Origin of the sequence: Microbacterium sp. NFH-22A-Y (assembly GCF_021401375.1) — a bacterium.
In the GTDB taxonomy this organism is placed as follows: Bacteria; Actinomycetota; Actinomycetes; order Actinomycetales; family Microbacteriaceae; genus Microbacterium; species Microbacterium hominis.
In genome coordinates this window covers 1,176,152-1,196,472 of the sequence record NZ_JACBGF010000001.1, presented here as the reverse complement: position 1 = coordinate 1,196,472, position 20,321 = coordinate 1,176,152, and the positions used below count along the sequence as shown (strand labels likewise).

Below are 20,321 nucleotides of genomic sequence, written 5' to 3'. Positions count from 1 at the left end.
CGGATGGCACGTGCGGGGAAGACCTACCCGCCGAGCCCTGGCATTCCGGACGGTCTTACGAATAGAACTTTGTGCCGCGCTCGAGTAATCGCCACCCGAAGCAGTCGCCTCGTTTGGAGATGCGGGGCACCCTCGCGCTCGGTGAAGAACTCAGCTCGTCGATAGCCTTCGACGATGACCACCCCGTCGAACTCCTTGCCCTTCGACTTATGCATATTCATCAGTACAAAGCCTTGAGGATCTCGCTGCTCGGTTGCGAGCTTCTGCTGATCGAGTGTTCTTCGCACCAAGTCGGTCGCGCGCCCATAGGAGCCAGACCGATCCCATTGGGCCGCAAGACGCCCACCAATCTCGTCGGTGGCGCCGAAGAGACGAATGAACCGAGCAGCCTGCACGATCTCGTTCAGCCCGTCCGCGCCCTCGAGGATCTTGCGCGCAGCGACCCAGTCCTTACGAGGGTCGCCTACTAGGAGCAAGCCATGTTCGGCCTGCTCGACGATGTGCTTCGCACCCCGCGGTCGCACGGACCGACCAGCCCGGAGGTTGGCAGCGTTGGTGCGGTACCGATCGCGGAGAGTGAGGGCGCTCCTGATCGGAGCCGACGCGGCTGCGCTCTTCACTTCGAAGAAGTCTGCGACGGCTTCGAGTGTCATCGCCGCACGCTCGGCAGGCTCCATGTCCGGCCACTCGAGCATGCCTGCGATGATCTGCGCGGCTGCTGCTGAGACCTCGGCATCCCAGAGCACGTCGTGGGCGAGGGGCGCGTACTCGTGCCCCTTGTAGATGTGCGGCCTCGATAGCCAATTGGAGATCTCCGCAATCATGGCGTTGGTGCGAGCCAGTACGACGATGCTCGGCTTCTTGATGCCCAAGTTGCGCAGCTCCTGGTAGAGCCATATCGAAGCTACATGCGTGATCATCTCCAGTTGGCTGGCGTACACCGCGATCTGCTGAACGTCGGCGGTTTTCGGGAGCTCCCGGTTGTGCAGCACTGCGTCGGCGAACTGCAGGATACCGGCGTCCGGGCTCCGATGATTCTCACCGCCGAGATCGAACTCGACCGGCGAAAGCACGGCGCGCACATGGTTCAGGCGCTCGGGGTCGACTCGGTCGTCGTACTCGAAGATGCGCTGATCCGGGTCGGCCAGGATGATCAGTTCGCTCCGCTCGGAGAGAGCCTGAACTAGCTCCCACTGCGAATCGCTCGTGTCTTGGAACTCGTCAAGGATGATTATCGGGAATCGGTCGGCGACGAGCTCAGCCACCTTCGGCACCTTCGCGATCAGCGCGCCCGCGCCACTCGCGAAATTGTCGAATGCGAAAAGCCCCTCCTCCTCAGCGAGGCGGTTCCGCTCTTCATTCCAGTCGCCCTCATAGTTGGCTTTCGCGACCTTCTCGCGATCAGGGAAGAGGATCCGTGCTCCGGTCCCGGTGAGCAAGCGGCCATGGGCGCGCAAGATGTCCATACAGAAGGCGTGGTAGGTCTGCACGGCAATGCGCGACCGTTCCTCGCGCGTCAGGACGTCCTTGGTCCGACTCAGCACTTGACGCACCGCGGCCCGCGAGAAGCTCAGGAAGAGCACGCTCTGTCCAGCCTCGAGCGCCGGGATGAGACGCTGCGTCTTCAGGAGAGACAAGGTGGTCTTGCCGGAGCCCGGTCCGCCGAGCACCATGATCCGGCCATCGTGGTCGAATGCCTGCTGGGCGGTCTCGCTCAGCTGGAACGTCATGTCTCAGTCGGTTCCTCGGGCGCAGCGGCTTCCGTATCGGCCTCCGGTCCCGCCTCTTCGGGGTCGGTGTTCGGCACGGCAGTCTCGGGGTCGAAGCCGACTTCAGGCTCGCCTCGGAGTTCTGCATCAATCGCGACCAGGATGCCGACGAGTTCGGTGGGCAGCTCCACCTCGGTTTCGCAGTGCTCGATCAGCACCGCTGCGTAGGCGTAGGCCTCTCCCTTGCGCGCCTTGAGGACTTTGCGGACAAGCGTCGGCACGTCAGCGTCGTCGATCGCTGGATCGAACGGGTGATTCGTTGTCGGATAGTCGCCGCGGGTGGATGCGTCCTCGAGGAATCGCCGCTGCGTCTCGACCGGGATGCCCTTCACGAGCACGTCCTCGATACCGAGTTCCTCCGACTCCCAGAACTCGTCGAACTCGGCTCGGTCGTCAAGCACGTCCTGCGGCAACGGTCCGTTCGGCTTGTCGCAGACACCCCAGGTCTTCTTGCCGAGCGCTTTGAAGATAGGACCGAACTTGGCGATGGAGCCGTCGCCCGGGGCGGTGAACATCGAGACGCCGGAAAAGTCGAGGTGGGTGTAGTCAGCGCGTACTCGTTCGAGAACAGCCGACACAGCAGGGAAGACGACCGCCTCCGTAGACCCTTCGACGACGAGCACGCCGCGCGCAAGCACCGCTTCAGCGAACTGTCGCTTGTTCGTCAGGTAAGTCTTGCGCTTCACCTTGGCAGGATCGATCGGCGTGCCGATCAACTTCGCGCCGTCCCGGTGCAGCATGACGATGCTGTCGGGCTCGAACTGCTCGATGACCGGAGCAGAGTGGGAGGTGACAATCGACTGACCCATCTCACTCAGGACGTACCTCGTGACGCGGCGTTGGGTGTGCGGAGGCAGCGCGATCTCCGGCTCCTCCATCGCGAAGATGACGGACTGCGTGCCTTTGAGATCGGCAATAATCGTGAGCAGGGCGAAGACCAGCAGATTGATCGAGCCGGTGCCTTGTTTGGCATACGGCACGAGGTGGTCGCTCGGTTGCGCTGCAACGAAGAGCCGCACGACTTCGCGAAGGTGCTGGCGGGTCAGGTCTGAGGCGAAGAAGGCCGCAGAGTCATCGCCCGGAGCCATGTTTACGAAACGCCCGAGCCGCTCGCGAAGATCCTCACGAACCTCTTTGAGCTGCGGGATATCGCCGACGGCTGGGTCGAGAGTGCCGAGCTTGCTGAGGGTGTCGCTCCACATCTCGGCGGATCCGTCGCCGCCGAGCTGCAGGATCGTGTCCAGAAGCGAGCCGCGCTGGAGGCTCAGCGCGCGCGAGCCCGTGCGCAGCGCTCGCAGGTACACGTATCCAGCGAGTCGCTTGTGGGAACGCGAGAAGCGAGACAGGCCAGCGCCGAGCTCTGCGAGAGCCTCTGCGTCATCGGCATCAATCAGCGGCTCCGGGTGGCAGAAGAAGGTGTCGCCGACGAAGTCGTCCTCCTCGCGGTCGTACCGACCGATGAAGCAGACGGGGAGCGCCCAGTCCAAGCCATCTTCGGCGGAACGGTCGACGCCGCCTTGCTCCTCGTCAATGAATTCACTCGCGTTGTGGTCCCAGAGCCGAAGGTGCTGGTCTCCAAACCGGCGCCGCTCTTCCGGGGTGAGTTGGGTCAAGATGACGTTGATGCGGATCTCGACTGGTGCTCCTTCTTCGTCGAGGTAGCGCCCGAGGTAGAAGTCGTGCTCGTCAACGACCGGGCGACGATATAGACGCTCAGGGCCGAGCACCAGGTCAAGTGCCTCGCAGATCGTCGACTTCCCAGCGTTGTTGCCACCCACGAGCAGCGTGTGCGTCTTGAAGTGAATCTCGCTGTCTTCGATCCCTCGGAAGTTCTGGACTCGTAGGTGGCGCACCTTCATCGTGTGCCGCCCGTTTCAGACGCGCCGAGGCGGGCGCGGAGATCGACGGTTGTCAGGGGTGTTGTCGTCATCGGGTGTCTCATCCTCGAGCGAAAAGCCGGATGTTGCCATTCTCGTTTGCGTCCTTCGTTATGAGGCACTCGAGCCGCCGTGGCAAAAGGCGCTTGGTTGTTGTTTACACAATGAAGCGCCGCCTCCGCGGCGGCGAGATCCATGCGTGAATTGAATCGCGTACTTCACCGCGTCCGCCCGTCGAGGGTCTCCTTTGTGCGTGCGACCGGGAACCGGGACAGTTCTCGTGGAATCGCAGAGCACAACGAGGTCGGGCAATCAGCGTGGGCGAGCGGGTGCAGGGCGACCGGCGAGCAAGCGTCCGGGTGGGACGTCGCTCGAGACGGCCGCCCATTGAGGTCGAGCCGTCAGGTGCCCTGGGGCTTCAACGGCGTTCGCGGCGTCTTCGCTGCTGGTGTGGCGTCGAAGATGGCGGCGATGGCGTCGCGTTTGCCTGCTGCTTCCCGTTCGATCTCATCGCGCACGTCCTTCGCGCGGCGTTGGCTGTGCGGGTCGGTGCGGGCCTTGTCGATCCAGGCTTCGATGGCGAGGCGGACTTCGTCGGTGACGGTCCGGTCGTTGAGCCCAGCGATGATGTCCAGCTGGGTCCGGGTCGACTCGTTGAGTCTGACCGCGAGGGGTTTGATCGGGCCGTAGCCAAGTCCATTGGCGGACGCAGCAGTGGCGGGCGGATGTTGACGTTGGACTCGCTCATGAGCGGGTCACCTCCTTGACGGGTACGGCCGAGAACTCAAGGACGAGTTCTCTAGGAGACCGCAGACCGGCAACGAGACTGTGGGCCAGTCCTCCAGTGAACGACGGCGCGCCGTCAACGGCAACCATCCGATCGACCCAATCGCGCGAACCGCGTCGAGGACGCGACTCACGACCTCGTGCGCGCGCTATCCCTCTTCGCCTCGCCGGCAGGCTTTTTGCCCGCACGCGTTGTGGAGCGTTCGTCCAGCGGCTCTGAGAGAATCGCACCGGCCGGATCTTGAGCAGCATCGTCTTGATATGCGATGCGCTCACCAGTGGCGAAACCGCGTACTCGCTCGCGGAACTCATCGAAACGGGGTACCGCCTGGTCCGCGGCATCTCCTAGCTCAAAATCTCGATGAAGGGCACGAACGCGCGTACGAAGCTCATCCCCGAACGGCGAGTCGCTGATCGCACCCTCGATCTCGCGGAGCACGCGCTTAGCATCTGGCTTCTTGATTCCCGCGGTGTAGTTGCGAGAAAAGTTCCGCACGGCACGTTTGAGGCGGTCATCGGTTCGTGACCGCTCCTCCTCGTCGAAGGCGTCATCTAGTACCTCGGCCAGGTATGACAGCAGCGCGGAGAATCGCAACCTGAGAGCGTCCGAGCCGTCCGCTTCCGGCTCGATACTGAGGAGAGAGACGACTTCCCGCGCGAGTCCAGCCTTCTCGAGGTGTTCCTCTGGGAATGCGGTCATGTACGCGTCGGCTAGCGAGTCCCAAACGCGTCCTTCGTGTTGGTCGAGTCGACTCAAGATCCCCTCGGTGGTAAAGAGCGTTACACCGGGATGCTCGGCAAGGTCGGTGAACCTAGCCAAGTAGTTGAGCGCCGCCCGATGGGCGATCGCCACCGGCAGGAGGTCCTCGATCTCGATGACCGAGACTTTCGGCTCGAGCTGCAACTCCTGAGTTTGAGCCCAAAGGTCAAGCCTGATGATGTACTTGTCATCAAGGACGCGCTTCTTTCGCGCCTCACCGCGCTTGAGCACCAATTCCGCGTGTCTGCCTGCTTGGTCACCATCTAGCAGCGCCACGCAGGCGGGTTTGACCGAGTCTCGACCTCGAGCAAGATAGGCGAGGTATGGAACACCGTCGGCACCTCCTGCGGCGACAACCGTGACAGCGTTGAGATTCAGCCCTCCGTCGGTAGACCCGCTACGGCGTGTGAGGTGGGCCCCAATGCCTGCGATGAGAATCTGATCCCCGGCGCCTTCAACGAAGAGATTGCGTCCGCCAATGAAGGCAGTCTCCGCAACATAAGCGCCGAGAGAGGAGCGCAGTGGCTCATACCGATTGTTTGCGGCGTCTCGAACGACACGTGTCCCCTCGTCGTCCGGCCCCTTATCAAGGACACGAATCCGATGGGGCGCGTTCTTGTCGATCAAGAACGGAGAATGCGTGACGTAGACGACCTGGCTGGGTGCGGCGCCGCTTTCGGGTATCGCATACTCTTGCAGCACGCGAAGGAGGTCTTGCTGACCGACGCTCGACAGGAACGCATCCGGCTCATCGAGAAGCAGAATGTCGGATACATGATCACTCAGGCGATGCGCCGTAAGCTGCACGAAGTAAGATAAGAAGAACCGGAGTCCCTGACTCCGTTCTCCAAACGAGTACTTCGACGCCGTGCGATCTTGGATAGTGAAGGCCAGCTCCTGCTCCCGCGCTTCCACTAACAGATCGAAGTCTCGGTCCTGAGTCCACCAGCGCTGAATGTTGAGGTTCTCACGGATAGCCGCGTTAATCCCACCAACAATTGCCGCGACCTCGCCCTCACGTTCAGCCGCGATCGCCTTCTCGAGGTCGACGAACGTCGACTGGTCAACGTTGGCTATGTCGACAAGCAAGGTACGCGCGAGGTTGTACTCCGCCAGTCGCTTCTTCTCAGCCTCTGCGTTTGCGCTTCCTACACTCTGCGTAAGCGCCGGCACGACGACACTTCCGACCACGGTCGGGTCGCCCGGTGACGAGATCCCAAAGAGCGCGCCAAGGAGGCCAGTTCGCTTCCCGCGGTCCTGAAGGGGGCTGGCTGGCTTTCCTGCCAACTGGCCGATTGACACGCTGATCGGGAGAGCAAGCTCGGTCTGTAGCTCATAGAAGGTGGGAAGCCTCTTCTGCAGCTTTTGCAGGTCAGTTGTTCCGATCTCGACCCGCGCGCCGTCGATGACGAGGAACGGCGAGTCAGCGCCGGGTCGGTAGAGCGTGAACTCGCGCACGCCAGCCAGCGCAGCGATACCAGGATCCTCTCCGTCGTCGAGCGCGAATGTGCCACCAAACTCCGGTCGCCGTATCTCTCCAGCCTTGACCGAGTAGAGCTCGCTGTAGCGACAAAAATCGGATCGCTCGATCGGCGTCCCGGTCAGGGCTGCCTTGATGGCGATCAGCAACTGGCTCTTACCGGCCTCGTTAGCGCCCACGATCGCCGTGATGTCCTTCTCGATCGGCACGCGCACGAACGGATACCACGCCGGCACGGTGTCCTCCCACGCCTCTGCCTGGCTATCTGGCCGACTCTTGAGCTCGAAGTCATAGTTGAACGAGCGGAAAAAACGGACATCAACCTTGACGAGTCGCACGACAGCCCCCAGAACGCATTCAAGTTCACTCGCCGATCCGGCGGGTGGTAGTGATGACTGTATTGGATACGGCCGACATCGGACCCGCTTGCAGAGGATGGCTTCTCAGGCTTACCTCGCTCCGAGTACCTCTCGGGGTTCAGGTCGCCTCAGTGAGAGGACGGCCGACAGAATCCATCCAACCAGCCCAGTTATCGACAGCAGCGCCACAAACGGCGCGAAGAGCATGAACGGGAACGATCCGGCGAGCGCGATCGGGAACGACACGAGCGTCAGCGCGGCGAACAGCGCGAACACCGCGCCGATCCACCCGAAGATAGACACCAGGAGCTGGCGCTGACGTGCCCAGCGCACGATGCCCACGATCGTGAGGACGAGCGCGGCGAAGCAGAACAGTCCGCAGGTGATAACGAGCAGCATCCAGGCGCGTCGGCGTGGAAGATGGCCGAGCCTTCTTCGGCGGCGTGAGTGATCATGACCGCGAGACCCGGCGACGACGCGCGAGCAGCAGCGCAGCGACTCCTCCGGCGAGGAGTAGGCGCCCGGCGCCGCTTCCAACTCTGGCCGAGACCGGATCGAACCTGGTGTCGGCGAGCATAGCGGTGACGGTGAGATTGAGCCACAACGATCCACGGATGACACCGCGGACCTCGATCTGGTGCTTGCCTAGTTCGATCCCGGTCGGGATGGTCAAGGTCTGGGTGAGCGTGCCGTCTGCATTGGACACGCCGCTCCATAGCCTCACCGGCGTCGAGTGCAGCCAGAGTTCGACGTGCTCGTTCGGAGCCAATCCGCTGGCGGTAACGGTCACCCGACCACCAGGCACCGACGCCCCTCGCCGCACCTACAACGAGGCCTTCTTCAAGCGAATCCTCATCACCCGCGACGAGAGCGTAGAAGGTGTGCTGGCCGAACCATTCGCCAGCATCATCACCGTGTCCGAAACAGCAAACGGCGCCTCTCCCGAAGGAGAAGCGCCACATGCAAATGGCTCTTACAAAGTCACGTTCCAAAGCGACCGATGTGGTGGACCTAAGGAGATTCGAACTCCTGACCTCCTCGATGCGAACGAGGCGCGCTACCAACTGCGCCATAGGCCCATGAACAGGATCTAGGTTATCACGCGTCTCGGGTGCTCGATGCACGGGCAGGATGGAGTGATGAGCTCCGCCCCCGACTCCCCCGCGATCGTCCGCAACGTCCGGCTCTCGACATCCGCCTCGTCCGAGGCCGTCGACATCTCGATCGAGAAGGGCGTCATCTCCGCGGTCACGCCGGCGCGGGCGGATGCGACGGACGGCTACGACGGGCGCGGCCTGCTGGCGCTGCCGGGGCTCGTCAACGCGCACGCGCACATCGACAAGTCGTGGTGGGGACTGCCCTGGCAGTCGTACGGCGGGGAGGGGACCACCGAGGGACGGATCCGTCACGAACGCGCGCACCGTGACGAGATCGGGATGCCGTCGGCCCGCATCACGGGCAACGTGCTCGAGCAGCTCGTCGCGCACGGCACCACCGCGATCCGCACACATGTCGACGTCGACCTGGGACTGGATCTGCGCGGGATCGACGCCGTCCGTGAAGCCGTGGCCGCCTACGGCGACGCGCTCACCGTGCAGATCGTCGCCTTCCCGCAGGACGGCGTGCTCCGCCGCCCGGGCGTGCTGGCGCTGCTCGATCGGGCGGCCCGCGACGGCGTCGAGCACATCGGCGGCCTCGACCCCGCGACGATCGACCGCGACCCCGTCGGGCAGGTCGACGCCCTGCTCGCGCTGTCGGCAGAGCACGGGGTGGCACTCGACATCCACCTGCACGACCCCGCCGAGCTCGGCGCGTTCCAGATCGAGCTGATCCTCGACGGCGTGGAGCGATACGGGCTCCAGCAGCGCGTCAACATCGCCCACGGGTTCGCCGTCGCGCAGCTCGATCCGAGTCGTCGGCGCGACCTGCTCGCCCGGATGGGGGCGCTCGGCGTGACGATGACGACGGTCGCGCCGCTGCGGCTCCCCCAGCTTCCGCTTCACGAGCTCGACGCTGCCGGGGTCGCGTTCGGTTTCGGCACCGACGGCATCCGCGACCTGTGGAGCCCCTACGGCACGGGCGACCTGCTCGGCATCGCCTGGCAGTACGCGCGGGCGTCGAGCGTCGTCCGCGACGACGATCTCCGGCGCGTCGTGGAGATCGCGACGGGCGGCTCTGCACCCTTCGTCGGATTGCCGGTGAACCGTCTCGAGGTCGGCGATCGCGCCGACATCGTCCTCGTGGATGCCGAGAACAGCATGGACGCCCTCGTGCGCACTCCGCGCCGCGAGGCGGTCATCGGCAACGGGCGGCTGCTGGTCGGCTGATCGCCGCCGTCACCGGTACCGGTGACGGGTCACTGACCGGAAGCGCGGCGTTCCAGCAGACGGCGCACGTGGGCTTCGATCGCGGCGTCGCCGGCGGCGGCTCCGCCCACCAGCTCCTCCTCGCGCGCGGCCTGCCGCTGCGGCAGCGCGACCGGGCGCCGGCTCTCGGCGCGCTGACGCATCGCCTCTTCGAGCGCGCCGCGACGCAGCGCCTCGCGGGCGTCGACCTCGTCGAGCACCGCGGCGGCGCGCGAGCCGGCGGAGGCCGTCAGCGGTCGGGGCAGTTCGCGGGGCACCCAGGACGCCCGCTCGGAGCCGACGGCCAGATCCTGCACCTCGCGTGCGACACGCGCGACCGGGACGACGGTCTCGCGCACGACGGCCCGACGCCGCACCCGCGACATCCGCTGCAGCAGCACGAGACAGGTGACCAGGAGGGCGCCGGCGGCCCACAGGATCAGCGGGGAGCCCGTCGTGGCGAGCCGGACACCGCCCCATGCACCCAGGGCCAGCGCGACGATCGCGGTGGCACTGATGACCAGGCGGGCCCGTCGACGGGCCTGCGCGCGACGGATCTCGGGCCGTGCCCGCTCACGGGCGGCGGCGAGCGCGGCGGCCTCACGGGCCGCGGCGGCCTCGGCGCGGGCCTGGAGCGTGGTGACCTCGAGCTCGGCGCGCACGCGGGCCAGCTCGGCCTGCTCGCGTTCGGCCTGCGCCTGACGCGCCAACCGCTGCTGGGCCATCGCCGTGCGCGCGTTCAGTTCGAGGCGGACCTCTTCGGGCGTCTCGCTCGTCTCGGCGAGGATGCGCAGGGCCTGGTTGAGGCGCACGGCGTTGCGCTCCGCGGCGTTGAACTGATGACGGCCGTGCCATGACGGCAGCAGGTAGATCATCCACAGCGCGACGGCGACGAGGACGACCACCCCACCGCCGAGAACCTGACCACCCATGGTGACCACGGTAAGGGCGACGGGCACCGGTGCCGCGACATCCGACCGCGTGTCTGACCTTCATGTGGAACCTGAAGGTTTTCGACGCCGCGGCGAGAGGTCGATTCAGCCCGTCGGACGATCCGTCACAGGGATCGTGGCGGCATCCTGGGGCGCGCGCCCCTGCAGCCAGCGCTGGAGCACTCCGTCGGGGACCTCTTCGCGTACGAGGGCGAACGCGTAGTGATCGCGCCAGTCGCCGGCGATGTGGATGAAGCGCCGCCGCAGCCCCTCGTAGCGGAAACCGAGTTTCTCGACGACCCGCAGGCTCGCCCGGTTCTCCGGACGGATGCAGATCTCCATGCGATGCAGACCGAGCTCGCGGAAGCAGACGTCCGTCGCCAGCGCGACGGCGGTCGGTGTGATGCCGCGCCCGGCGAACCGCTCGCTCACCCAGTAGCCGATCGTCGCCGACGAGAGCGAGCCGCGGGCGATCCCCCACACGTTCAGCTGACCGGCGATCTCACCGTCGTACTCCATGACGAAGGGCACGCCGCCGCCGTCGCGATACTGCTGCAGCAGCCGCCGGATGCCCAGACGCATGTCGAACGAGACGGGGCCGTCGGGGCTCGTGGCCTCCCACGGCCGCAGCCAGGCGCGGTTGCCGAGCAGTTCCGACTGCAGGACGCGGGCATCGCGCTGCTTGATGAGTCGGATCGAGATCGGACCGTGCTCGCGCGGTGCCGTCAACTCCACCGGCTCCCCCTCGTGTGCGCCGCGTCGGGAGCAGCGCTAGAGCTTCTCCGCAAAGTCCTTCAACCAAGGTCGCAGTTCGGGGCCGAGATCGTCGCGATCGGCCGCCAGCTGGACGATGGCCTTGATGTAGTCCACCCTATCGCCGGTGTCGTAGCGACGACCGCGGAAGATCACTCCCAACACGCCGTCGGTGACCGCCAGCTCCTGCAGCGCGTCGGTGAGCTGGATCTCGCCGCCCTTGCCCGGCTCGGTGCGCTCGAGGATGTCGAAGACGCCCGGGGTGAGCACGTAACGGCCGATCACGGCGAAGTGGGACGGGGCGTCCTCCTTCTTGGGCTTCTCGACGAGACCCGTCACCCGCACGACCCCCGGGTCGTCGGTGGGCTCGACCGCGGCCGCGCCGTACATGTGGATGTGGTCGGGGTCGACCTCCATGAGCGCGATGACGGTGAGCCCGGAGGCCGCGTTCACCGAGATCATCGTGGAGAGCAGCTCGTCGCGCTCATCGATGAGGTCGTCGCCGAGCATCACCGCGAACGTCGCCTCTCCGACGTGATGACGCGCGCGGAGCACGGCGTGGCCCAGCCCCTTCGGCTCGCCCTGGCGGACGAAGTGGATGTCGGCGAGCTCGGTGGACTGCTGGACGGCGCGGAGCTTCTCGTGGGCGCCCTTGGTCAGCAGGTTGGACTCGAGCTCGGGCACGGAGTCGAAGTGGTTGGAGATGTTGTTCTTGTTGCGCCCGAGGATGATGAGCACGTCGTCGATGCCCGCCTTCACCGCTTCCTCGACCACGTACTGGATCGCCGGCTTGTCGACGACGGGCAGCATCTCCTTCGGCATCGCCTTGGTGGCGGGAAGGAATCTCGTGCCCAGTCCTGCGGCGGGGATGACGGCCTTGATGGCGGGGGAAGACATGGCGACACCCTATCGGGGCCCGCTGACGCTTCCGTGCCGTCTGCGGGGCGCCCCGCTCGCCGCGCCGCCTACAATCGGACCATGACCGACGGGATCGACGACGCCAAGCGCGCACTGCGCGCCGACCTGCGCGAGCGTCGTCAGCAGCGGTCGGAGGCGATGCGAACCGCCGACGCGTCCGGGGTCAAGCAGCAGCTGGACGCCCTCGTCGACCGCCTCGGCGCCCGCTCGATCTCGTGCTTCCTCTCCGCTCCCACCGAGCCCGGCACGCACGAGTTCGTCGCGGATGCCGTGGCGCGCGGCATCCGCGTGCTGCTGCCCGTCACGCGCGCCGACGGGCTCCTCGACTGGGTCGTGGCCGAGCCGGGCGCCGACATCGCGGAAGGCCTGTTCGGCATGCCCGAGCCCGTCGGCGAGGTGCTCAGCCCCCTCGCCGTCAACGACGTCGACCTGCTGATCATCCCCGCCGCCGCGGTCGATCGCACGGGGATGCGACTCGGGTGGGGACGCGGCTACTTCGACAAGACCCTCGGGTCGATGGAGCACTGCCCTCCCGTCTACGCGGTCGTCTTCGACGCCGAGATCCTCGACGAGGTGCCGCGCGATCTCCACGATCAGCCGGTCACCGGCGTCGTCACCCCCACCCGCACCGTCGCGCTCGCGGCACCGCGACGCTGAGCCGTTCCCCGGAGGACACATGCCCACCTACGCCTATGCCTGCACCCAGTGCGGCCACCGTTTCGATGCCGTCCAGTCCTTCGCCGACGCGGCGCTCACGGTCTGCCCGGAATGCGGCGGTGCGCTGCGCAAGCAGTACGGCTCGGTCGGCGTGACCTTCAACGGGTCGGGCTTCTACCGCACCGACTCGCGTGCGTCCACCTCCGGCGCGGCACCTGGCGCCGGCGGATCGACTTCGACATCATCGAAGTCCGAGGCGAAGTCCTCGCCCGCACCGTCGGGGTCGTGACCGGCGGGAGCCGGAGAATCGGAGGAACCGTGATCAAGGGCTTCAAAGACTTCATCATGCGCGGCAACGTCATCGACCTCGCCGTCGCCGTCGTCATCGGCGCGGCCTTCACCGCGCTCGTCAATGCGGTGGTGGAAGCCATCATCAACCCCCTGATCGCACTCTTCTGGAAGGCGGATGCCAACGGCAACATCGGCATCCCCGTCAACGGGCTCTACGGCGAGGTGATCTTCCCGATCGGCACCCTCATCTCGGCGGTCATCAGCTTCCTCGCCGTCGCCGTCGTCGTCTACTTCGCCTTCGTGGTGCCGATGAACCACTTCAAGGAGCGGCAGGCCGCCAAGGCCGGCGTCGCGGAGGAGCCGGAGTCGAAGCTGCCCACCGAGCAGGAGCTCCTGATCCAGATCCGCGACCTCCTGGAGCAGAACGCCGCACAGCGCTGACGCGCCCGTCACACCCCCGGTCGTTGAGCGAGCACCCGTCGCACCCCCGGTCGTTGAGCGAGCGCCCGTCACACCCCCGGTCGTTGAGCGAGCGCCCGTCACACCCCCGGTCGTTGAGCGAGCGCAGCGAGTCGAAACGCCCTCAGTAGTGCGGCGGGACGTCCCGCCGCATCCGATCGTCGTTCGGCCCCGACGCCCCGCCGCCCGTCGGCTGCGGGGCGTCGGGCGCTTGCGCGGGCAGCTCCGGCGACGGATCGGTGCCGGGTGCCGGCGTGAGCCGCGCGCGCCGCGAGCCGGGCACGCGTTCGACGCGCTGACGATGGGCGTCCGACATCGCCGTCAGCGCAGGTCGAGCGGCTGGGTCGCCGTCTCGGCCTTCGGCGTCTCGGGCGACGCGCCCAGGATCGCCGCGATCCGTGCGGCCACGCCGGCGGGATCGCTGTAGAGGTCGAACGCGTGCACGCGGACGTAGTGCCAGCCGAGACGCCGCAGCACCTGGGGCCGCAGCCGCAGGCTCTCGCGCAGGGTCTCGCCGATGCTGTCGGAATCGCTCTCCACGACGACGGCCTTGCCGCGGTGCTGCGCGACGAGTGGCAGCAGTCCGCGGTAGTCGACGTCGACGGCGATGCCCAGGGCGCGAAGCTCACCGGCCAACGTCAGCGTGAGGGGGTCGGCGAGGTCTTCCAGACGCGACTCCCGCGCCCGCGCCGCGATGCCGCCGAGGATCGACATCAGCATCGCCGCGCCGGACTCCAGCCGTCCCTCGTCGAACGCCGACGGGCGGATCGAGGAGACGATCACCATCGAGCGGCGCGCCCGTGTCATGCCGACGGTGAGCAGACGCTCTCCGTCCGCCCCGGAGAGGTCTCCGAAGTCGCTGAGGACACGCCCGTGCTTGGTCAGTCCGAAGCCGAGGGAGAACACGACACGGTCGCGGCTCTCGGCGACCGATTCCTCCAGGCCCAGCACGGCGAACGGCTCGGCCGTGTCACGGCCGACGAACTCGGCGACATCCGAGCGACCCGCGAACGCCGCGGCGACGGCGGCGCGCACGCGCTCGGCGTGGCGCACCGACGCGGTGACGACCATGAGCGTCTCGGTGGGCCGGTTGACCGCATGCTCGACGACGAGGGTGACGACCCGGGCGACCTCGGCGTCGGGGCTCTCGACGGCGCCCGTGATCGGATCGGGGGTGCCGGTGCCGCCCTCGACGTAGTCGACGCTGAGGCTTCCGCGCCCCAGGTACGAGCCCGCCCAGGGGAACGAGACGAGCCGGCCCCCGTAGAACGCGCCGTTGACGAGCTCTGCCAGGTCTTCGCCGCCCGCGCGGTAGCTGCGGGTGAGGGTCTCGACCGGCACGAGCTCGGACAGCCGCTCGAAGACGCTCACGTGGTCGAACGGCACCTCGGGCTCGTCGTCGGGCGTCGGGTGGCCCGCCCCGACCCGGAACGGCGTCGGGCGCTGGGTGACCGGGTCGCCGAACACGACGACCTGACGCGCACGCCGCAGCGCCGGGGCCGCCTCGGCCAAGCACAGGGCCGCGGCATCCGCGATGACGACCACGTCGAACAGGGGCGTCTCGGGGATCGCCGGCACCTCGTACGGGGATGCGAGCCAGACCGGCGCCAGCGTGCGCACGAGAGCCGGCGCCGCGGCGACGAGCTCCGCCGCGGTCGCTCCCGGGCCGCGCAGCACCTGCTTGAGCGCCGCGGCCTCGCCGGCCTCGTCGACGACCGCGATCTTCCAGGTGGTCGCCAGCTCCGCCGCCAGCAGCGGTCCGGCCGAGGCGGCGTGCGCCTCGTCGACGAGACGGTAGTCGCGCTCCAAACGGTCGACGACCGAGGTGTTGGCGCCGAGCAGTGCGCGATCCGAGCGCAGCATCGCCTCCAGCGCCGACTGCCACCAGGCGAACTCGAACTCCGCGGCGACGTGCTCTTCCGGCACGTGGCGCACCGACAGCTCGGTGAGGAGGTCTTCCAGCCCCATCTCGGCCAGCTCACCGCGCAGCGTCGCGCGCTCGACCAGATTGTCGAACACGTCGGAGCGGGCGGCGAGACCGGCGAGGGTCCGCAGGAGGTACGGGATGGGAAGCGACGACAGCGGCTCGGTGCGCCCGAGGGCGCGGTCGAGCGCGGCGAGGTCGGCCGACACCCGCTGCCACGCCATCGCGACGTCGTCCAGCCCCAGGGGGATCTCGGGCATGACACCCGGGTCGACGAGCTGCTGCCACTGCGTGCGCTGCTGCTGCACCCGCACGAGCGACTCGTGCATGTCGGTGATGTGCATGCCGGGTCGCACGTACTCGCGGGAGAGGTTCTTCAACCGGCGGCGCTGCGGCGAGGTCATGGCGGGCGCGTCACGACGCGGAGCGTGCGCCTGGATGAGCTCTCCGAGCGGGCGTTCGAACACCGTCATGCTGAAACGGTCGAGAGACGCGCGGATGCCCTGCAGCAACTGGACGTAGCTGCCCAGTTCGGCGAGCGTCGAGAACGGACGCATGCGCGTCTGGGCGATGAGCTCGTAGCCGCGCTCGAGCATCGCCGGCACGTCGCTGCGGTGGAGGCGTCCGGCGAGGGCGTGGGCGTCGCGGGCCTCCTGGGTGGACGCGAACGCGACCCCGTACCACGGCGAGTCGTCGGGGCCGAAGCGGAACTCGCCGAGGCGGGCGGCGGTCGCCAGCGCCTGCGCGGCTTCGGCGCGGCGGGTGCCGAGCGACTGCAGCGTGGCGAGGTCGAAACGGGTGGATGCCGACGGCTGCGGCGTCATCGCCGCGATCGTGGTCAGGGTGCGCAGCGCCTCGAGCGGCGAGACCTCGACCCGCGGATGCCGTTGCGTGAGGGCGTCGCGATAGTCACGCAGCACGGTGCGCAGCCGCACGAGGGCGTCGTCGACGTCGGCCACCTTGGGCTGTTCGGCCTTCTCGTTGCGGGTGATCGCGCGGATCAGGTCGCGGTGCAGGTGGCGGGGTGAGACGGCGAGCCCGGGAAGCCCGATGCCGCCGAGGCGGTGCCGCACGCCCTCGAGCGTGGAACGCCGTGCGCTGACCACCAGCACGCGCTTGCCCGCGCGGACGAGCTCGCCGACGGCGTTGATCACGGTCTGGGTGCCGCCCGTGCCGGGCAGGGTGTGGACGGCGAGCGACTGGCCCGCGACGATGCGCGCCAGCACCGCCTCCTGCTCCGCGTCGGCGTCGAGGAGCAGGCGGTCGGCGGCGGGCGGACGCTCGTCGGAGCTCACGCTCGGCGGCGGGGTCCGCACGATCGTGAGATCCTCCCGATCGGACTCGTGGCCGGCCAGGGCGTTCAGGATCGGGTGGTCGAGGGTCTCGGCGTCGCGGCCCATCGGGGAGGAGACGTCGGCGAAGGTCGAGACCACCAGACGCGGCTGCACCGTGAACGTGTCGACGTGGGCGGTGAGCGCCCGCAGGTGGTCGATCACCGGCTGCGGCTTGAAGACGCCCGCGTCGTAGGCGAGTTCCGCGAGCGCGCGACCGTCGATGACGATGCCGAAATGCGTGCGTGCCGCGACGACGAGCTCGGGGTTGATCGTGAAGGCGCCGTGCAGTTTGAGGTCGAAGTCGGCATGGTGCCGGCGGATGGCGAGGGGGCGCAGCAGCACGGGCGCCGCATAGGCGACGCCGCCGATCCGCCAGGCCGCGACGCCGACGGCGAGGTGGACCGTGTCCAGTCCGCGCGTCGTGCGCAGCTCGACGTCCTTGGCGGCGATGCGCTCGGCGGCCAGGCGTGCGGTGCGCAGCGCGACCTCGTCGCGGAAGAGGTTGGACAGCAACGTGGAGCGGCCGGTGATGAACTGCGGCAGGCTCCCGGGATGCGCTTTCGTGATGTCGATGCCGGCGTCACCGGCATCCGTGTAGTGCAGGAGCGTCGAGCGCCCGCCCAGCCAGCCCGACTCCTCGCGCAGCCGTGCGCGTTCGCCGGCCGCGACGTGCGCCACGACGACGCCCGGCTCCGACAGGTCGAGGTCGGCGGGGGTCACGGCGTACCCGTGGTCGGCGTCGTCCACGCCTCGCACGGCGCCATCGTCTGCTCTCCACACACTCGACACCTTAAAGTCCCGATCACGGCGTTCCCGGTTGGCGCGGCGGGTTTTGCCGGTATTGGGGCGGATGTGGCGGATGAGAATGCCGGATGCGGGCGGACCATCGCCTCCTCCCCACACCCGGAGACCTCCGGAGTGTCCACCGCCGACGGGGGAAGGGGCTCTCGCGTCCGCGGCCGACGCCATCATGGACGCATGACCTCGACTCCCGCATTCTCGGTGCACCCGACACCGATCGGCGAGGCCCTCATCGTCGTCGCCGATGGGGGCCTCGCCTTCCTCGACGTCCTCGAGGGGTCGCCCGGCCAGCTCGAACGACATCTGGAGGAGATCAGCGCCCGGCTCGGTGCCGTTCTGGTACCGGACGACGGCCCCGCCGCGGACGTCGTCGACCAGCTCGACGAGTACTTCGCCGGCCACCGGCGCACGTTCGCGCTGCCGATCGACCTCGGCACCGTCGACGGCTTCGCCCGACGCGCACTCGAGGCGATCTGCGAGATCCCCTATGCGGAGACCGCGTCGTACGGCGAGGTCGCGGTGCGGGCGGGGTCTCCCGGCGCGCACCGTGCCGCGGGGTCGGCGTGCGCGCGCACGCCGATCTCGATCGTCGTGCCGGCGCACCGCGTCGTGCGCGCCGACGGCTCGATCGGCGAGTACGGCGGGCATCCCGAACGCAAGCGCTTCCTGCTCGATCTCGAGGCCCGCGTCGGTGCGGTCCCGCCCACGTCGATCGAAGGCGCCGCGACCGTGTAGGCCGGTCGCGGCGCCTTCCCGGCGGGGCCCGCTCGCCGTCCCGCGGGAGGCCGGTGGTATCGTCGTCGGCACGGGTGACGCGGCCGTCACCCCCGAAATGAGGGAGGCGAGATGGCTGTGACGCCGCTCGCTACCGACGACGATCTGCTCGCCCAAGCGGTCGGCGAGCTCGCCACCCGCACCGGCCTTCCGGTCGCTTTCGGCGGCTTCGAACGCGCCAACGCGGTCGAGGTGACCTCGGTGGTCGGCAATCGCACGCCGCATCTGTCCGGTCTCGTCGTACAGGCCACACGCGGCCTCGGCGGACGCGCCCTCGTCGAGCGGCGCCCGCGTCTCGCGCTGGACTACCGGTCGTCGCGCAACATCACCCACGACTACGACCGCGCCATCCTCGGGGAGGGCATCTCGACCCTGTTCGCGGTGCCGGTCGTCGTCTCGGGCCGCGCGCGCGGCGTGCTGTACTGCGGCTCGTGGTCGCCGGCGCCGTTCGGCGAGTCGACGGCGCGGACCGCGCTCCAGGTCGCAACGGATCTGGCGACCGAGCTGCGCGTGCGCGACGAAGTGGGCCGGCGCCTGGCCCTCACGACCTCACCCGCGACCGGAGTCGACGTCGCCGCCCGGGAGGAGCTTCGCGACGCCTACGCGCAGCTGCGCGGCATCGCCGCCGACGTCGCGGATGCGGGTATCCGCCGACGACTCGGCGAGGTGGAACGCCGCCTGGCCGCGCTGACCCGCGAAGACGGGACCGCCGTCGAGACGCTCGACGTCCGGCTGTCGCCGCGCGAGATCGACGTGCTGTCGTGCGCCGCGCTCGGCCAGACCAACGCCGAGATCGCCCTCGCGCTCGGCCTGCGCGAGGGGACCGTCAAGTCGTACCTGCAGGCGGCGATGTCCAAGCTCGACGCCGGCACGCGCCACGCCGCGGTGGCCCGGGCGCGCCGCGCGGGACTGCTCCCCTGACGACGCCCGCCCCGGCGAGGCCGCCTCGCTCGGGTGATCAGCCGGCGGTCACGTCGACGGTGAAGGTCACATCCTGGATGCCGCCGTCCGCGTTCGCGAGGACGACGGTCACCTCGCCGACCGCGAGCGCGCGGACACCGGGATTGAACTCGGCACCCCCCTTCGTGCCACCGGGGACGAACTCGGCGACGCGCTCATCCGACACCGTCGCGGTGTAGCTGTCGCCCGCGAGGTCGCCGGTGAGGATGTTGAGGCTCTGGCCGACGACGAGATCGACGGTGGCGCCCTGGAGGTCGTTCGCGCTCATCGTCACGGGCGCGATCACGGCGGTCCCGCCGCCCGACGGGGTGGCAGTGCCCGCGCCCCCGCCCGACGCGCATGCGGTGAGGGCGACCAGGACGGCGACGACGACGACGACCATCGGGATGCGGCGGGAGACGCTCATGACGCCATGATGGCACCCGGCGCAGCCGATGCCCAGGATCACACCGCGACGACACGGTCGGCGCGGGCATTATGGTGATCACGTGGGCTCGGACTGGACGCGTCGTGTGCTCGTGGTGGAGGACCAGGCCGCACTGCGCATGCTCGTGTGCGACCTGCTGGAGCGGCACGGGTTCGAGACGGCGTCGGCCGCCGACGCCGCGACCGCGACGCGGCTGTTCGCCGACTTCGACCCGGACGCGCTGCTGACCGACATCGACCTGGGCAGCCGCCCCTCCGGGGCCGAGCTGGCGGCGATGCTCGCCGAGCTCGCCCCGCATCTGGCGATCGTCTTCCTCAGCAGCTATCCGCGGGCCGCTGCGGGCGCGACGGCGATGGGGATCGCGCACGCCGTCTTCGTCGCCAAGCAGGATCTGGACTCCCCTGACACACTCGTCTCGGCGGTGGAGCGCGCACTGTCGACACGGCGCGAGCCCGAGGCGACGGCCGCGCCCGCGGCAGGGTCTCGCGACGGCTTGGACGCACTGACCCGGCACCAGCTGGAGATCCTGGCGATGGTGGCGCGTGGCTGGTCGAACGAGCGCATCGCGCAGGAGTCGGGATCGACCCTGCGGGCCGTGGAGCGCTCGATCAGTCGACTGTTCGACAGACTCGACGTCACGGGCGATCCGACGGTGAGTCCCCGCGTCGCCGCCGCCGCGATCTACCTCGCGGCGTTCGGCCCCGTGCGATGAGCA

18 protein-coding genes and 1 tRNA gene are annotated in these 20,321 nt (G+C 68.2%); 7 read left to right on the top strand and 12 right to left on the bottom strand.

The features are described from left to right. Nucleotides 1–23: 23 nt before the first annotated feature. The 6 genes from L0965_RS05655 to L0965_RS05630 form a co-directional block, all read right to left on the bottom strand. Nucleotides 24–1,730: a UvrD-helicase domain-containing protein gene (locus tag L0965_RS05655; RefSeq protein ID WP_101305935.1), complete on the bottom strand. Its 1,707-nt coding sequence runs from the start codon at nt 1,728–1,730 to the stop codon at nt 24–26. Then, nucleotides 1,727–3,628: an ATP-dependent endonuclease gene (locus L0965_RS05650; RefSeq protein WP_101305934.1), complete on the bottom strand. Its 1,902-nt coding sequence runs from the start codon at nt 3,626–3,628 to the stop codon at nt 1,727–1,729. The genes L0965_RS05655 and L0965_RS05650 overlap by 4 nt, the downstream gene beginning before the upstream one ends. Before the next feature lie 934 nt (nt 3,629–4,562). Further along, nucleotides 4,563–7,010 (bottom strand): hypothetical protein, encoded by a 2,448-nt coding sequence (locus L0965_RS05645; protein ID WP_101305932.1) that lies wholly within the window; start codon nt 7,008–7,010, stop codon nt 4,563–4,565. Nucleotides 7,011–7,121: 111 nt separating this feature from the next. Then, nucleotides 7,122–7,430 carry a hypothetical protein gene (locus tag L0965_RS05640; protein ID WP_101305931.1) on the bottom strand — a complete coding sequence of 103 codons (309 nt, stop codon included), beginning with the start codon at nt 7,428–7,430 and terminating at the stop codon, nt 7,122–7,124. Between the two features lie 52 nt (nt 7,431–7,482). Continuing rightward, nucleotides 7,483–7,821 (bottom strand): hypothetical protein, encoded by a 339-nt coding sequence (locus tag L0965_RS05635; protein ID WP_101305930.1) that lies wholly within the window; start codon nt 7,819–7,821, stop codon nt 7,483–7,485. A 213-nt stretch (nt 7,822–8,034) separates the two neighbouring features. Next, nucleotides 8,035–8,110, bottom strand: a tRNA-Ala gene (locus L0965_RS05630). A gap of 60 nt (nt 8,111–8,170) precedes the next feature. On the opposite strand from L0965_RS05630, the gene L0965_RS05625 reads away from it, so the two are divergent. Then, nucleotides 8,171–9,358, top strand: coding sequence for an amidohydrolase family protein (locus tag L0965_RS05625; protein WP_101305929.1), 1,188 nt, complete (start codon nt 8,171–8,173; stop codon nt 9,356–9,358). Nucleotides 9,359–9,387: 29 nt separating this feature from the next. On the opposite strand, the gene L0965_RS05620 is transcribed toward L0965_RS05625, so the two are convergent. The 3 genes from L0965_RS05620 to galU form a co-directional block, all read right to left on the bottom strand. Then, nucleotides 9,388–10,308 (bottom strand): large exoprotein, encoded by a 921-nt coding sequence (locus tag L0965_RS05620; protein ID WP_101307184.1) that lies wholly within the window; start codon nt 10,306–10,308, stop codon nt 9,388–9,390. A gap of 105 nt (nt 10,309–10,413) precedes the next feature. Then, nucleotides 10,414–11,043: a GNAT family N-acetyltransferase gene (locus L0965_RS05615; protein WP_101305928.1), complete on the bottom strand. Its 630-nt coding sequence runs from the start codon at nt 11,041–11,043 to the stop codon at nt 10,414–10,416. A 36-nt stretch (nt 11,044–11,079) separates the two neighbouring features. Then, nucleotides 11,080–11,958, bottom strand: coding sequence for a UTP--glucose-1-phosphate uridylyltransferase GalU (gene galU, locus L0965_RS05610; protein WP_060960052.1), 879 nt, complete (start codon nt 11,956–11,958; stop codon nt 11,080–11,082). An 81-nt stretch (nt 11,959–12,039) separates the two neighbouring features. Between galU and L0965_RS05605 the strand changes: the two genes are divergently transcribed. Genes L0965_RS05605 through mscL form a run of 3 tightly spaced genes read left to right on the top strand, consistent with a single transcriptional unit; the run spans nt 12,040 to nt 13,368 of the window. After that, a complete protein-coding gene (locus L0965_RS05605; RefSeq protein ID WP_060960053.1) occupies nt 12,040–12,636 on the top strand; it encodes a 5-formyltetrahydrofolate cyclo-ligase in 597 nt (198 codons plus the stop codon). Nucleotides 12,637–12,655: 19 nt separating this feature from the next. After that, on the top strand, nt 12,656–12,925 hold the full coding sequence (locus L0965_RS05600; RefSeq protein WP_060960054.1) for an FmdB family zinc ribbon protein: 270 nt from the start codon (nt 12,656–12,658) through the stop codon (nt 12,923–12,925). Nucleotides 12,926–12,954: 29 nt separating this feature from the next. Continuing rightward, on the top strand, nt 12,955–13,368 hold the full coding sequence (gene mscL / locus L0965_RS05595) for a large conductance mechanosensitive channel protein MscL (RefSeq protein WP_101305927.1): 414 nt from the start codon (nt 12,955–12,957) through the stop codon (nt 13,366–13,368). A gap of 142 nt (nt 13,369–13,510) precedes the next feature. Here the strand turns inward: mscL and L0965_RS05590 are convergent, their stop codons facing one another. Together L0965_RS05590 and L0965_RS05585 are read right to left on the bottom strand one after the other, a co-directional pair. After that, the gene (locus L0965_RS05590; protein WP_101305926.1) at nt 13,511–13,702 is read right to left on the bottom strand and encodes a hypothetical protein; all 192 of its coding nucleotides are present in this window, start codon (nt 13,700–13,702) and stop codon (nt 13,511–13,513) included. 5 nt (nt 13,703–13,707) lie between these two features. Continuing rightward, entirely contained in the window at nt 13,708–17,400 is a 3,693-nt protein-coding gene (locus L0965_RS05585) for a DNA2/NAM7 family helicase (protein WP_061782100.1), read from the bottom strand. 222 nt (nt 17,401–17,622) lie between these two features. Between L0965_RS05585 and L0965_RS05580 the strand changes: the two genes are divergently transcribed. Both L0965_RS05580 and L0965_RS05575 read left to right on the top strand, forming a co-directional pair. Next, nucleotides 17,623–18,180: a methylated-DNA--[protein]-cysteine S-methyltransferase gene (locus L0965_RS05580; RefSeq protein ID WP_101305925.1), complete on the top strand. Its 558-nt coding sequence runs from the start codon at nt 17,623–17,625 to the stop codon at nt 18,178–18,180. Between the two features lie 111 nt (nt 18,181–18,291). Then, nucleotides 18,292–19,140, top strand: a complete 849-nt coding sequence (locus L0965_RS05575; RefSeq protein ID WP_061782099.1) for a LuxR C-terminal-related transcriptional regulator — start codon at nt 18,292–18,294, stop codon at nt 19,138–19,140. Between the two features lie 37 nt (nt 19,141–19,177). Here the strand turns inward: L0965_RS05575 and L0965_RS05570 are convergent, their stop codons facing one another. Next, nucleotides 19,178–19,585 carry a hypothetical protein gene (locus tag L0965_RS05570; protein ID WP_157831575.1) on the bottom strand — a complete coding sequence of 136 codons (408 nt, stop codon included), beginning with the start codon at nt 19,583–19,585 and terminating at the stop codon, nt 19,178–19,180. An 82-nt stretch (nt 19,586–19,667) separates the two neighbouring features. Between L0965_RS05570 and L0965_RS05565 the strand changes: the two genes are divergently transcribed. Continuing rightward, nucleotides 19,668–20,318, top strand: coding sequence for a response regulator (locus L0965_RS05565; protein WP_101305923.1), 651 nt, complete (start codon nt 19,668–19,670; stop codon nt 20,316–20,318). The last annotated feature ends 3 nt before the right edge of the window (nt 20,319–20,321 follow it).